At 73.0% G+C, this 13,706-nt stretch carries 10 protein-coding genes; 4 read left to right on the top strand and 6 right to left on the bottom strand.

Going from position 1 to position 13,706, the window contains the following annotated elements; translation table 11 throughout:
- Positions 1–34: 34 nt before the first annotated feature.
- The 6 genes from EQG70_RS16380 to EQG70_RS16405 all read right to left on the bottom strand — a co-directional run bounded on the left by EQG70_RS16380 (position 35) and on the right by EQG70_RS16405 (position 6,454).
- Positions 35–1,069: an ABC transporter ATP-binding protein gene (locus tag EQG70_RS16380; RefSeq protein ID WP_095650242.1), complete on the bottom strand. Its 1,035-nt coding sequence runs from the start codon at positions 1,067–1,069 to the stop codon at positions 35–37.
- A complete protein-coding gene (locus EQG70_RS16385; protein WP_244296577.1) occupies positions 1,062–2,120 on the bottom strand; it encodes an ABC transporter ATP-binding protein in 1,059 nt (352 codons plus the stop codon). The genes EQG70_RS16380 and EQG70_RS16385 overlap by 8 nt, the downstream gene beginning before the upstream one ends.
- Positions 2,117–3,085, bottom strand: coding sequence for an ABC transporter permease (locus EQG70_RS16390; RefSeq protein ID WP_017833151.1), 969 nt, complete (start codon positions 3,083–3,085; stop codon positions 2,117–2,119). Before EQG70_RS16390 ends, EQG70_RS16385 begins: the two co-directional genes overlap by 4 nt.
- Positions 3,078–4,001 carry an ABC transporter permease gene (locus EQG70_RS16395; RefSeq protein ID WP_017833150.1) on the bottom strand — a complete coding sequence of 308 codons (924 nt, stop codon included), beginning with the start codon at positions 3,999–4,001 and terminating at the stop codon, positions 3,078–3,080. Before EQG70_RS16395 ends, EQG70_RS16390 begins: the two co-directional genes overlap by 8 nt.
- Before the next feature lie 83 nt (positions 4,002–4,084).
- Complete coding sequence (locus tag EQG70_RS16400) at positions 4,085–5,716, bottom strand: peptide ABC transporter substrate-binding protein (RefSeq protein WP_035923437.1); 1,632 nt, start codon at positions 5,714–5,716, stop codon at positions 4,085–4,087.
- A 279-nt stretch (positions 5,717–5,995) separates the two neighbouring features.
- Entirely contained in the window at positions 5,996–6,454 is a 459-nt protein-coding gene (locus EQG70_RS16405) for a hypothetical protein (protein ID WP_017833148.1), read from the bottom strand.
- A gap of 429 nt (positions 6,455–6,883) precedes the next feature.
- Between EQG70_RS16405 and EQG70_RS16410 the strand changes: the two genes are divergently transcribed.
- From EQG70_RS16410 to nrfD, 4 genes are all read left to right on the top strand, one after another.
- Positions 6,884–8,125: a heparan-alpha-glucosaminide N-acetyltransferase domain-containing protein gene (locus tag EQG70_RS16410; RefSeq protein ID WP_109268372.1), complete on the top strand. Its 1,242-nt coding sequence runs from the start codon at positions 6,884–6,886 to the stop codon at positions 8,123–8,125.
- 102 nt (positions 8,126–8,227) lie between these two features.
- Entirely contained in the window at positions 8,228–11,593 is a 3,366-nt protein-coding gene (fdh, locus tag EQG70_RS16420; protein WP_244296579.1) for a formate dehydrogenase, read from the top strand.
- Positions 11,593–12,597, top strand: coding sequence for a 4Fe-4S dicluster domain-containing protein (locus EQG70_RS16425; RefSeq protein ID WP_035923449.1), 1,005 nt, complete (start codon positions 11,593–11,595; stop codon positions 12,595–12,597). The genes fdh and EQG70_RS16425 overlap by 1 nt, the downstream gene beginning before the upstream one ends.
- A complete protein-coding gene (gene nrfD / locus EQG70_RS16430) occupies positions 12,594–13,685 on the top strand; it encodes an NrfD/PsrC family molybdoenzyme membrane anchor subunit (protein ID WP_017833143.1) in 1,092 nt (363 codons plus the stop codon). Before EQG70_RS16425 ends, nrfD begins: the two co-directional genes overlap by 4 nt.
- Positions 13,686–13,706: the final 21 nt, after the last annotated feature.

A 13,706-nucleotide genomic window follows, 5' to 3' on the forward strand; every position in this document is an offset into this window, starting at 1 on the left:
GCCGGCGGCGCGGGTCTGCCGCGCGGGCCGGCTGCTAGGCCGAGCCGGGCACGAGGTCCCGGCTCTCGGCGAAGTGGCAGGCCGCCGGGTGGCCCTGGCCGCGGTCCACGAGCTCCGGCTCCTGCTCGGCGCACACGTCCTGCGCCTTCCAGCACCGCGTCCGGAACCGGCACCCGGAGGGCGGGTTCGCGGGACTGGGCAGGTCGCCGCTGAGCATGATCCGCTCGCGCCCCCCGCGCAGGGCGGGCTCGTGGACCGGCACCGCGGAGAGCAGGGCCTGCGTGTACGGGTGGGCGGCCCGGTGGTAGATCGCGTCCCGGTCGCCCGTCTCCACCACCTTGCCCAGGTACATCACCGCGACCCGGTCGCTGAGGTGGCGCACCACCGAGAGGTCGTGGGCGATGAAGAGGAAGGACAGGCCGAACTCGTTCTGCAGGTCCTGCAGCAGATTGATGACCTGCGCCTGGACGGAGACGTCCAGGGCCGAGACCGGCTCGTCGCAGATGATCACCTCGGGGCGCAGGGCCAGGGCCCGTGCGATCCCGATGCGCTGCCGCTGGCCCCCGGAGAACTGGTGCGGGTACCGGTTGGCGTAGTCGGGCCGCAACCCCACCCGCTCCAGCAGCTCCCGGACCGTGGCCGCGCGGTCCTGCCGCGCCACGGCGTTGGGGTGCACGTCCCAGGCCTCGGCCACGATGTCCCCCACCGTCATCCGCGGGTTGAGGGACGAGTAGGGGTCCTGGAAGATGATCTGCACGTTGCGGCGGTACTCCCGCAGCTGCCGCGAGGACATCGCGGCCACGTCCCGGCCCTTGTACAGGACCTGGCCCGCGGTGGGCTGCTGCAGCGCCATGATGAGCTTCGCCACGGTGGACTTGCCGGAGCCGGACTCGCCCACGAGCCCCAGGGTCTCCCCCGGGCCGAGGGTCATGCTCACGCCGTCCACCGCCTGGACCTGGCCCACGGTCCGCCGCAGCAGCACCCCCTGGGTGAGGGGGAAGTGCTTGGTGAGCCCGCGCAGCTCCAGGAGGGGCGCGTCCGCCGTCGTCGTCGGCAGGGTGTCACTCATGCTCGAGCTCCTCGCTGTAGTGGCACGCGGCCGTCCGGCCCGGCACGACCTCGCGCAGCACCGGGACGTCCGCGGCGCAGTCCTTGCCCGGTGCCGCCGTCCGCCCGAACCGGGCCATGGGGCAGCGCGGGTGGAACGCGCAGCCGGCGGGGAGGTCCGGCGGGGTCCCGGCGATGGGCAGGAGCCGCTCGCCCTGGGACTCGAGGCTGGGCATCGAGGACATCAGCCCCCGGGTGTAGGGGTGCAGGGGCGCCGAGAGCACCTCGTCGACCGTGCCGTTCTCCACGATGCTGCCCGCGTACATCACCGCCACCCGGTCGGCGACCTCGTTGACCACCCCCAGGTCGTGGGTGATGAGGATGACGCCCATCCCGGTCTGCGTGCGGAGCTCGGTGAGCAGGTCCATGATCTGGGCCTGGACGGTGACGTCGAGCGCGGTGGTCGGCTCGTCGGCGATCAGGATGTCCGGGTCCAGGGCGATGGCCATCGCGATCATCACGCGCTGGCGCATGCCGCCGGAGAACTGGTGCGGGAAGTCGCCCACGCGCTCCCGGGCCGCGGGGATCCCCACGCGCTCCATGAGCTCGATCGCCCGGGCCTTCGCCTCCTGCCGGGAGGCGCCCCGGTGGGCGCGGAACAGCTCGCCGATCTGGTGGCCCACGGAGAAGACCGGGTTCAGCGCGGAGAGGGCGTCCTGGAAGACCATGGCGATGCCCGGCCCCCGCACCGCCCGCTGGTCCCGGCGGCTCATGCCCAGCAGGTCCTCGCCGTGGAAGCGGATCTCGCCGTGCGTGATGCGGGCGGGCGGGATGTCGAGGATGCCCATGACGGCCTGGGCGCTGACGCTCTTGCCGGAGCCGGACTCCCCGACGATCGCGAGGGTCTCGCCGGCCCGGACGGTGTAGCTGATCCCGTTGACGGCCCGGACGGTGCGCCGGCGGGAGCGGAACTCCACCGCGAGGTCGTCGACCTCGAGCACGGGGCCCGCCGCGCCGCCCGGCGGCGCGGGCACGGGGGCGGGGGTGGGAGCGGGGACGGAGGAGGGTGTCATCGGCGCAACTTCGGGTCGAGGGCGTCGCGCAGCGCGTCGCCCATGAGGATGAACGAGAGCACGGTCAGGGACAGGAACAGCGACGGGAAGAGGATCAGGTGCGGGGCGTCGCGCAGCCTGTTCTGCGCCGCGTTGATCTGCAGACCCCAGGAGATCTCGGGCAGCTGCAGGCCCACGCCCAGGAAGGTGAGCGTCGCCTCGGAGGCGATGATCGTGCCGACCGCGATGGTGGAGTAGACCAGGACGGGCGCCACGGCGTTGGGCAGGATGTGCTTGGTGAGGATCCGGCCGGTCCGCGCGCCCAGCGCCCGGGCCGCCTGGACGTAGTCGGCCTCCTTGACCCCGATCACGTTGGAGCGGACCAGGCGCATGGCCGTCATCCAGCCGAACGCGATCAGCGCGAGGGAGACCTCGAGCACCCCGCGCTCGGGCAGCACGGAGAGCAGGATGATGGCGCCCAGGATGAGCGGCAGGCCGTAGAAGATGTCGGTGATCCGGGCGAGCAGCGAGTCGAGCCAGCCGCCGTAGTAGCCGGCGAGCGCGCCCACCACCACGCCGATGGCCAGGGTGCCCAGGACGGCGAGGAAGCCGATGGCCAGGGAGATGCGCGCGCCGTGCACCACGTTCGAGTAGTAGTCGCAGCCCTGGACGTCGTAGCCGAACGGCGCCCCGGGCTGCGGGCCCTCCCCCGAGCGGCCGAGGCTGCAGGCCCGCGGGTCCACCGAGGTGAACACCTGCGGGGCGAGGGCCATCACCGCGAACACGACGAAGAGCAGGGCCCCCACCAGGAAGAAGGGGTTGCGGAGCAGGCCCTTCCAGGCGTCCCGCCACAGGCTGACCTGCTCGATGTCCCCCGCGACCGCCGCCGAGGCGATCTCGTCGGCGCGGTCGTCCACGCGGTCGGAGAAGGTCTCGTGGTGGGCGTCCCGCTCCTCGCGGACGCTCTCCGGACGCGGCTCATTCATAGCGGATCCTCGGGTCGAGGGCGGCGTAGAGGACATCGACCACCAGGTTGAAGAAGATGTAGAAGAAGACGAACAGGGTGACGATCCCGACGACGACGGCGCCCTCCTGCCGCAGCACCGCGTCGTAGACCGCCCGGCCGAGACCGGGGATGTTGAACACCGACTCGGTGACGATGGCCCCGCCCATGAGGGCGCCGAGGTCGGCGCCGATGAAGGTGACCACCGGGATGAGGCTGTTGCGCAGGGTGTGCTTGCCGACCACCGACACCTCGCTGAGGCCCTTGGCGCGCGCCGTGCGCACGTAGTCGCTCTGCAGGTTCTCCGCGAGGCTCGTGCGGGTCAGCCGGGCCACGTAGGCGAGCGAGAGCGCCGCGAGCACGAAGCCGGGCAGGACGTAGCTGTACCAGCCGTCCGAGATGCCGGCGATGGGGAACCAGCCGAGCCGTACGCCGAAGACGTACTGGGCGAGGAAGCCGAGGACGAAGACGGGGATGGACACGACCACCGTGGTGGAGACCAGCACGAGGTTGTCGAAGAAGGATCCGCGCCGCAGGCCAGCCAGCACGCCGGCGAGGATGCCGATGAGGATCTCGAAGGCCACGGCCACGAGGGCCAGCCGGGCCGTCACCGGCAGCCGGTCCACGATCGTGTCGAGGACGGGACGGCCCGAGAAGTCGGTGCCGAAGTCGCCCTGCACCAGGCCGCCCAGGTACTTGGCGTACTGGATCAGCAGCGGGTCGTCGAGGTTGTACTCGGTGCGCAGCTGCGCCTGCACGGCCTCGGACAGCGGCCGGTCGCCGGCCAGCGCCCGGATGGGATCGCCGGGCAGCGCGTAGACCATCGAGAAGATGAGCAGGGACGCGCCCAGCAGCACCGGGACGGTCAGCAGCAGACGGCGGAGGACGTACCGCCCCATGGGTCTCCTTGTGTGTGCGGAGGTGTTGCGCGGACAGGTGGGCCCGGGGCGCCCCGTGCGGGGCGCCCCGGGTCAGGGTCGGATCACTCCGAGGTGACGACGACGTCCTCGACCTCGACGCGGCCGAAGCTGTTGACGTAGACCTCCTCCACGTTCTCCGAGTGTGCGTACTGCACGAGCCCGAAGAACAGCGGCGTGGCCGGCATGTCGGCCACGAGCAGGTCCTCGGCCTCCTGGTAGGCCTGGATCGCCGCGTCGATCGAGTCGGCGGCGTTGCCCTCCTGCAGCTTGGCGTCGAACTCCTCGTTCGAGTAGAACGTCACGTTCGAGCCGGCCGGCGGCAGGGCCGCCGTGGAGTACGTCGGGCCGAGCATGTTCTCCATGACCGGGTAGTCCATGATCCAGCCGGAGCGGAACGGGCCGGTCATGCCCTTCTCGTCCTGCTTGGGCAGGTACTCCGCGAACTGGAGGTCGCCGCGCAGCTGGTACTCGACGCCCAGGTTCTCGCGGAGCTGGTTGCCGACGGCCTGCATCCACTCCTCGTGGCCGGCGCCGGCGTTGAACCACAGGTCCACGGGCTCGGACTTGTCGAAGCCCGCCTCGTCGAGCATCCGGTTGGCCTCCTCGACGTTCAGCTCGCACGCGTCGCAGGCGTCCTCGCGGTGGCCGTCGATCACGGGCGAGACGAAGGACGCGGCCGGGGTGCGGGAGCCCTGGAAGATCGCGTCGGTGATCGCCTGCCGGTCGATGGCCATGGAGAAGGCGCGGCGGACCTCCGGGTCGGCGAAGCGCTCGTCGTAGGTCGGGAAGCCGAGCGCGGTGATGTCGCCGCGCGGGGTGGTCTTGAACCGCTCGCCGAACTGGTCCTCGGCGGAGGCGATGGCGTCCGGCGGGATCTGGTCGACCACGTCGAGCGAGCCGGCCTGGAGGTCGTTGTAGGCGGTGTTGATCTCGGTGTAGACGCGGAACTCCACGGCGGCGGCCTTGGCCGGCTCGTCGCCGCCGAACTCGTCGTAGCGGGTGAGCGTGATGCCCTGGCCCTCCTGGAAGGCCTCGTCCGCCTTGAACGGGCCGTTGCCGATCGGCTGCTCGCCGAAGCCCTCGGGGTCCTCGAAGAACGCCTCCGGCATCGGGAAGAACGCGGTGTAGCCGACGGTGGTCGGCCACTGCGCGTAGGGCTCGCTGAGGGTGACCTCGAAGGTCTGCTCGTCGACGACGCGCAGGCCGGACATCTCGGTGGCGGTGGGGCTCGCGCCCTCCTCGCCCTGGAGGGCGTCGTAGCCCTCGACGTTGGAGAAGAAGTAGGAGTTGCCCTGCGCGTTCTCGCTGTTGGCCACGTAGTTCCACGAGTCCACGTAGCTCTGGGCGGTCACCGGGGACCCGTCGTGGAAGGTCCAGCCGTCCTTGAGGCTGACCGTCCACGTCGTCTGGTCCTCGGACTCGATCGACTCCGCGACGCCGGTGTAGACGGCCTCGTTGGACTCCCGGTCGTACTCGACCAGGCCGGTCCAGAGGGCGTCGACGACCTGACCGCCCTCCGTCTCGCCGGTGTTGCCGGGCAGCAGCGGGTTCTCGGGCTCCCCGATGTACACGCTGAAGGTGCCGTCGCCGCCGCCCTCGGCGGCGGTGCCCCCGCCGTCTCCCCCGCCGCACGCGGTGAGCAGCAGGGCTCCGGAGAGCGCCACTGACGTGCCCGCGATCCGCTTCGTTCTCATCGTTTCCTCCATGGGTCGATACGGGCCCGCCAGGAGTGCTGGGTTCGCAGTCCGAGGGGGACGGGGCCACGCCGGGGCGAGCACGGGGCTCGCGTCGTGGAGCACGGGGCTCCGGGTCCGACGTGACGGAGATCACCGTCCGCCGCACCCAGAAGAAGTCTATGTGGTCCGTTCGGGGGACGACAGCAGACACGCCAGGAGAAACAGGAACCGCCGGTATCAGTTACCCATTCGTAACAACAAGGCCGGGCTCCGAGCCCCCGCGGGGCGGAGGTCGGCTCAGCCGGCGACGGCCAGTCCCCCTGTCCCCGCCCCGAGAGCGGCGGAGCGCAGCACGGAGCGCACCTCGTCCAGCTCCGTCGCGGAGGCCTCGGCGAGGAGGCAGAGCGGGACGCCGTGCCGCGCCGCCCAGCGGATCTCGGCGCGCAGGGCGCCCACCGCCCGGTCCAGTGCCCAGCGCGCCGACTCGAGGGCGCCGTCGAGGGGGGCGACGTCGAGACCGATGCCCACCTCCTCGCCGGAGGCCACGGCGTCGAGGACGTGGTCGAGCGCCCACTCCGCGGCCTCCACCTCTCCCGCCGCGGTGAAGACCCGCTGGAGGAGCCCGGCGGGGTGCAGACCGAGGCCGTCGTCCTGGCGGTCGGGGGCAGCGTCGTCGGGGTGCTCCGGGAGCAGCGGGACGTGGACGGGGTCGACCGACCGGAACGCCGGCCGGGGGGACAGTGCACTGCTCATCATCGAACCTTCCTCAGGACCTGCGACCGCGCCCTCCACCCGGCGCCCGGCGCGGGTCGGAGAGGCCTGCTCCCATGGAACCAGCGACCCCGGCGGACTTCCAGAGGGGCGTCGGTGAACACGTCGCAAACGCCTTGTGACCTGGGACAATGCAAACGCGCCAAGTGGACAGGAGAGGATCCGGCTCCTAGGGTCGGAGGCGGCCCGAGGGGGATTCGGGACCGCCGCCGCACCGGGCCCCCGCCCGGGCGCACCGACGTCCGCACCGGCCCCTCCCCCGGAGGCCGGCCGGACGTCCCACCGGCCGGCCGCCCGGATCCCCGCGAGCCGCCCCGTCCGCGCGCACCCCTGCGCACCCCCGCGCACGGGCCGCACCGGTCCCCGCCGGCAGCGGTCACGATCCCCTGCGCGCCCCCGCCCCCCGGAGATCCCATGAGCCGAACGTCCGAAGCCCCCACGACCGGCACCATCAGCACGACCGTTGCGCCCCCCGCCCGCAGACCCCGCCTCATCGCCGTGGACGCTGCCCGCGGCCTGGCGCTGATCGGCATGATCGCGGTCCACATCCTGCCCGCCCACGACCCCGATACCTTCGAGCCCACCCTCCAGTGGACCCTGTTCGGCGGGCGCGCCGCGGCGCTGTTCGCCCTGCTGGCCGGGCTGAGCCTGGCGTTCTCCTCGGGCGGGCGCGCCCCGCACCGGGGCCGCGCGCTGACGGCCACCCGCGCCGGCCTGGTGGTGCGGGCCCTGCTCATCGCCGCCGCCGGGCTGGCGATCAACCAGGTCATGCCGTCCCCGGCGCCCGCGCTGGGCATCCTCGTCTACTACGGCGCGTTCTTCCTGCTCGCCGTCCCGCTGCTGGGCCTGCGGCGCCGCACGCTGGCCGCCGTCGCGGCGCTCGCCGCAGTCCTGGGCCCCGTGCTCGTGCACGTCCTCGGCCCCGCCCTGCCCCAGGCCGAGGCGGTCAACCCCACCCTCGGCAGCGCGCTCGCGGACCCGGGCGCCACCCTGGCCCAGGTGCTGCTGACCGGGACCTACCCGGCCGTGCCCTACCTGACGTACCTCTGCGCCGGTCTGCTCCTCGGCCGGACCGACCTGCACGAGGTCGTGGTGCGGGTCCGGATCGCCGTGGCCGGCGTGGTCCTGGCGCTCGGGGCCTGGTTCGTCTACTGGGTGCTGGTCCTGCAGGCCGGCGGCTACGACCAGCTGCTGCGGCACACCCCGTGGCTGAGCGAGGACCAGGTCGACGAGATCCTCGTCTGGGGCCCGAGCCCGGACCTGCCCACCTCCACGTGGTGGTGGCTGCTCACCCCCGGACCGCACAGCAACACCCCGGTGACGCTGCTCATGGACCTGGGCACCGGCCTGGCCGTGCTGGGGCTCTTCCTGCTCGTCGCGCGCCCGAACCGGCTGTGGACCACCCTGGGCGCCATGGGGGCCCGCACCCTGACCCTGTACTCGGCCCACCTGCTCGCCCTGGCCACGACGCTCCACTACGAGGACCGCGTGCTCTGGTTCGCCGTGCACGTGGCCGTGGCCGCCGGCTTCGCCGTGCTCTGGCAGGCGACGTTCGGTCAGGGACCGCTCGAGCGGGTGATCGCGGCCGCCGTCCGGGGCACCCGCCGCCTGGTCCTGGGCACCCCTTCCCGGACGGCGGAGTCCCCGCGGGCCTAGCGGAGTCCCCACGGGACCAGCGGGTTCCGCGCGCCGGCGGCGCCTGCGTCCGCGCCGCCCGCCGGTGTGGCTCCTGACACACCGGCGGGCTATGCTCCTGACATGTCACGATTCAGTCCCCTGGAGTGGCCGGTCCTCCGGCAGATCCGTTCGGGCGACCTGCTCGGTCGCGGACCGGCGGTGACCTCGGAGCGCACCCGGACGACGAGCCCGCGCACGACCACCGCGGACCGGGTCGTGCAGAGCGTCTGCCCGTACTGCGCGGTCGGCTGCGGCCAGCGGGTGTACGTCAAGGACGAGAAGGTCGTCCAGATCGAGGGCGACCCGGACTCGCCGATCTCCCGCGGACGCCTGTGCCCCAAGGGCGCGGCCAGCGAGCAGCTGGTCAACGCCCCCGGCCGGCAGACCGAGGTGCTCTACCGTGCGCCCCGGGCCACCGAGTGGCAGCGGCTGGACCTCGGCACCGCCCTCGAGATGGTGGCCGACCGCGTCCTCGAGGCCCGCCGCAACGGCTGGCAGGACGCCGACGAGCAGGGCCGTCCGCTGCGCCGCACGATGGGCTTCGCCGCCCTGGGCGGCGCCACGCTGGACAACGAGGAGAACTACCTCATCAAGAAGCTCTTCACCGCCGCGGGAGCGATCCAGATCGAGAACCAGGCCCGTATTTGACACTCCGCCACGGTTCCCGGTCTGGGAGCCTCGTTCGGACGTGGCGGTGCCACGCAGTCCCTGCAGGACATGGCCAACGCCGACTGCATCGTCATCCAGGGCTCCAACATGGCCGAGTGCCACCCCGTGGGCTACCAGTGGGTGACGGAGGCCAAGGCGCGCGGCGCCCGGGTCATCCACGTCGACCCGCGCTTCACCCGCACCTCGGCGGTCGCTGACAAGCACGTCCCGATCCGGGCCGGCTCGGACATCGTCCTGCTCGGCGCCCTGGTCAACCACGTGCTCACCCACGACCTGTGGTTCGAGGAGTACGTGCGCGCCTACACCAACGCCGCCACGCTGGTGAACGAGGACTACCGCGACGCCGAGGACCTCGACGGGCTGTTCTCCGGGTTCGACCCGGAGACCGGCCAGTACGACATGTCCACCTGGGCCTACGCCGAGAACGAGGGCGGCGCCGGGGACCACGACGGCCGGGTGGACGCACCCGCGGGCGACCCCGACCACGGCGCCGAGGAGGGGGCGGAGGCCGTGGACGAGGCCGCCGGCCAGCAGCTCGGCAGCGGCGGCGCCCCGATGGAGCACGCCCGCATGCAGCGCGACGAGACCCTGCAGGACCCCCGGACGGTGTTCCAGATCCTCAAGCGGCACTACGCGCGCTACACCCCCGAGATGGTGCAGGAGGTGTGCGGCGTCTCCCCCGAGGACTTCGCGTACCTGGCCCGCTCCATCACGGAGAACTCCGGGCGGGAGCGGACCACGTGCTTCGCCTACGCCGTGGGCTGGACCCAGCACAGCCTGGGCGCGCAGTACATCCGCACCGCGTCCATCCTGCAGCTGCTGCTGGGCAACATGGGCCGCCCCGGCGGCGGGATCATGGCCCTGCGCGGGCACGCCAGCATCCAGGGCTCGACCGACATCCCCACGCTGTTCAACCTGCTGCCCGGCTACCTGCCCATGCCGGTGGCCGGCACCCACGACACGTTCGACGACTACCTGGCCGCGATCGCGTCGAAGAAGCAGAAGGGCTACTGGGCCGAGGCCGACGCCTACACGACGAGCCTGCTCAAGGCCTGGTGGGGGGACGCCGCCACCGCGGACAACGACTGGGCCTACGACTACCTCCCGCGCCTCACCGGCGCGCACGGCACCTTCCAGACGCTGACGAAGATGCTCGACGACGAGGTGGAGGGCTACTTCCTGCTCGGCCAGAACCCCGCGGTGGGCTCCTCCAACGGCCGGATGCAGCGGATGGCCATGTCCCACCTCAAGTGGCTGGTGGTGCGGGACCTCAACCTCATCGAGTCGGCGACCTGGTGGAAGGACGGCCCGGAGATCGCCTCGGGCGAGCTCCGCACCGAGGACATCGAGACCGAGGTGTTCTTCCTGCCCGCGGCCACGCACGTGGAGAAGTCGGGCACCTTCACCCAGACCCAGCGGCTGCTGCAGTGGCGCCACCAGGCCGTGGCCCCGCCGGGCGAGTGCCAGAGCGAGCTGCAGTTCTTCTTCGAGCTGGGCCGGCGGATCCGGGAGCGGCTGGCCGGGTCCGGGGACGAGCGCGACCGCCCGCTGCTCGACCTCACCTGGGACTACCCCGTCGACGAGCACGGCGAGCCGGACCCCGAGGCGGTGCTCGCCGAGATCAACGGCCGGCACCTCACCGGCCCGGACGCCGGGAAGCCGCTGTCCTCGTACACCGAGATGCGGGCGGACGGCTCGACCTCCGGCGGCTGCTGGATCTACACCGGGGTCTACGCCGACGGCGTCAACCGTGCCGCCGCCCGCAGACCCGGCGGGGAACAGGGCCCCGCCGCGCTCGAGTGGGGCTGGGCGTGGCCGGCCAACCGTCGGCTGCTCTACAACCGCGCCTCGGCGGACCCGGAGGGCCGGCCCTGGAGCGAGCGCAAAAAGCTCGTGTGGTGGGACGAGGAGCAGGACCAGTGGGTCGGGGACGACGTGCCCGACTTCCCGCTCCACCTCGCCCCGGGCACCCGCCCCGACCCCGACTCCGGGGGCGCGGCCGCGCTCGCCGGCGACGACCCGTTCATCATGCAGGCCGACGGCAAGGGCTGGCTGTACGCGCCCAAGGGCGTGCTGGACGGGCCGCTGCCCACGCACTACGAGCCGCAGGAGTCGCCGGTCGCCAACGCCCTGTACACCCAGCAGCGCAACCCCTCCCGGGTGCTGTTCGCCCGCCAGGACAACCTCACCGCCCCGAGCGCCGGGGAGCCGGGGGCGGACGTGTACCCCTACGTGTTCACCACGTACCGGCTCACCGAGCACCACACCGCCGGCGGCATGAGCCGGTGGCTGCCGTACCTCTCGGAGCTGCAGCCGGAGATGTTCTGCGAGGTCTCCCCCGAGCTCGCCGCCGAGTGCGGGCTGGAGCCGTACGGCTGGGCCACGATCGTCTCGCCCCGGGCGGCGATCGAGGTGCGGGTGCTCGTCACCGAGCGGATGACCCCGCTCGTGGTGCGCGGGCACACCGTGCACCAGATCGGCCTCCCGTACCACTGGGGCGTGGGCGACGACGCCGTGGTCAGCGGCGACTCCGCCAACGACCTGCTGGGCCTGACCCTCGAGCCCAACGTGCAGATCCAGGACTCCAAGGTGGGCTCGTGCCACATCCGCCCGGGCCGCCGGCCGCGGGGTCCCGAGCTGCTCGACCTGGTCCTGGAGTACCAGCAGCGCGCGGGCGCCACCGTGGAGACCGGCAACACCCGGATCGACGTCCCCGGCACCGACCGGAGCACCGATCCGGGCACCGACCCGACCACCGACCCGATGAGGGAGCACTGATGGGCCAGCTGGCCGGACCGACCGATCCCACGGCCGACGCGCACTGGGAGCACGCGCACGCGCGGAAGGGCTTCTTCACGGACACCTCGATCTGCATCGGGTGCAAGGCCTGCGAGGTGGCCTGCAAGGAGTGGAACCAGAACCCCCAGGACGGGGACCTCGAGCTGCTCGAGTCCTCCTACGACAACACCGGCGCCCTGGGTGCCAGCACCTGGCGGCACGTGGCGTTCGTCGAGCAGGACAGCGAGCGGATCGAGGAGGCCCGCGAGTCCGGGCGCAAGCTCGTGAGCCTGGGCATGCCGCGCGTCGGCCCGCCCGAGGCGCGCCCGCAGCCGGCCGCCGGGGACACCACCCCGCCGAACACCGAGGAGTTCCGCTGGCTGATGTCCTCGGACGTCTGCAAGCACTGCACGCACGCCGGGTGCCTCGACGTGTGCCCCACCGGGGCGCTGTTCCGCACCGAGCACGGCACCGTGGTGGTCCAGGACGACGTGTGCAACGGGTGCGGCACCTGCGTGGCCGGCTGCCCGTTCGGCGTGATCGAGCGGCGCACCGACGGCACGGCCGCCCCGCGCACGGAGCGGGACGGGCAGCCGGGCAAGCCGGACAAGCCTGCGGTGAAGAACGTGGGCGTCGCCCAGAAGTGCACCCTGTGCTACGACCGCATGGTGGACGACCAGACGCCCGCGTGCGCGCAGACGTGCCCCACCACGTCCATCAAGTACGGCGAGCACGACGACATGGTCGAGACGGCCCGGCACCGGGTCGCCGAGCTGCACGCCCAGGGGCGCACCGAGGCGCGGCTCTACGGCGCGAACGAGCTGGACGGCGTGGGCGGCACCGGCTCGGTGTTCCTGCTGCTCGACGAGCCGGAGGTCTACGGGCTCCCGCCCGACCCGCGGGTGCCGACCGCGGACCTGCCCCGGATGTACCAGCGGGCCGGACTGGCCGCGGCGGGCATGCTCGCCGCCGCCGCCCTGGCCTTCGCGGGGGGCCGCTCGTGAGCCTGTCCGAGTTCGACGGCTACCGTCCGCCCGAGCCGCCGCGCCGCCGGCGGCGGGACGGCCCGCGCCGCCGGGGCGCCGGGCAGGGCGGCGGCGACGGCTCCCGGGAGATGCCGATGGTCCCGGAGCCGGAGTTCGGCTCCTACTACGGCCGCCCGGTGGTCAAGCCGGCGCCCTGGGGCCACGAGGTCGCCGCGTACCTGTTCCTCGGCGGCGTGGCCGGCGGCTCCGCGCTGCTGGCGCTCGGCGGTCAGCTCACGGGCCGGGCCGAGCTGCGCCGCAACGCCCGGCTGGGCTCGGTGACCGCGCTCGGTCTCGGCGGCGCGGCGCTGGTCGCGGACCTCGGCCGCCCGGAGCGCTTCCTGCACATGCTGCGCACGTTCAAGCCGACCTCGCCGATGAGCATGGGCACGTGGATCCTCAGCGCGTTCGGGGCCGGCATGGGGACCGCGGTCGCGTCCGAGGTGGATCGGATGACCGGCTCCCGCCTTCCGCTGGGCCCGCTGCGCCCGGTGCTGCGCGCCGTGGAGGGCCCGGCCGGCGTCGAGGCCGCGGTCTTCGCGGGCCCGCTCGCCGCGTACACCGCGGCGCTGCTCTCCGACACGGCGACGCCCACCTGGAACGCCGCCCGCGAGGACCTGGCGTTCGTCTTCGTGAGCTCGGCGAGCCTCGCCTCGGGCGGCCTGGCCATGGTCACGACCTCGGTCGGCGAGGCCGGCCCCGCCAGGCGGCTGGCCCTGCTGGGCGTGGCCGGTGAGCTGATCGCCACGAAGCTGATGGAGCGCCGGATGGACCCGGTGGCGGCCGAGCCGCTGCACCACGGCCAGGCCGGGACCATGCTGGCGTGGAGCGAGCGGCTGGCGGTCGCCGGCGGTCTCGGCACGCTGCTGGGCGGGCGGCACCGGGCCGTCGCCGCGGTCTCGGGGCTGGCGCTGCTGGCGTCCTCGGCGCTCACCCGGTTCGGCGTGATGGAGGCCGGTCTGCACTCGGCCGTGGACCCCCGCTACACGATCGAGCCGCAGAAGGCCCGGCTGGCCGCCCGGCGCGCCGCAGGGATCACCGACGACTCGATCACGACCGTCGGCTGAGCGCCCGGCGCCGTGCCCCGG

The organism is Kocuria rosea, from assembly GCF_006094695.1.
In the GTDB taxonomy this organism is placed as follows: Bacteria; Actinomycetota; Actinomycetes; order Actinomycetales; family Micrococcaceae; genus Kocuria; species Kocuria rosea.

What these genes read in the sequence shown, in the direction of transcription:
- EQG70_RS16425 (WP_035923449.1), top strand. Translation starts at nt 11,593, where the DNA reads ATGGGCCAGCTGGCCGGACCGACCGATCCCACGGCCGACGCGCACTGG.
- EQG70_RS16410 (WP_109268372.1), top strand. Translation starts at nt 6,884, where the DNA reads ATGAGCCGAACGTCCGAAGCCCCCACGACCGGCACCATCAGCACGACC.
- EQG70_RS16400 (WP_035923437.1), bottom strand. Translation starts at nt 5,716, where the DNA reads ATGAGAACGAAGCGGATCGCGGGCACGTCAGTGGCGCTCTCCGGAGCC.
- EQG70_RS16395 (WP_017833150.1), bottom strand. Translation starts at nt 4,001, where the DNA reads ATGGGGCGGTACGTCCTCCGCCGTCTGCTGCTGACCGTCCCGGTGCTG.
- EQG70_RS16385 (WP_244296577.1), bottom strand. Translation starts at nt 2,120, where the DNA reads ATGACACCCTCCTCCGTCCCCGCTCCCACCCCCGCCCCCGTGCCCGCG.
- EQG70_RS16405 (WP_017833148.1), bottom strand. Translation starts at nt 6,454, where the DNA reads ATGATGAGCAGTGCACTGTCCCCCCGGCCGGCGTTCCGGTCGGTCGAC.
- EQG70_RS16390 (WP_017833151.1), bottom strand. Translation starts at nt 3,085, where the DNA reads ATGAATGAGCCGCGTCCGGAGAGCGTCCGCGAGGAGCGGGACGCCCAC.
- EQG70_RS16380 (WP_095650242.1), bottom strand. Translation starts at nt 1,069, where the DNA reads ATGAGTGACACCCTGCCGACGACGACGGCGGACGCGCCCCTCCTGGAG.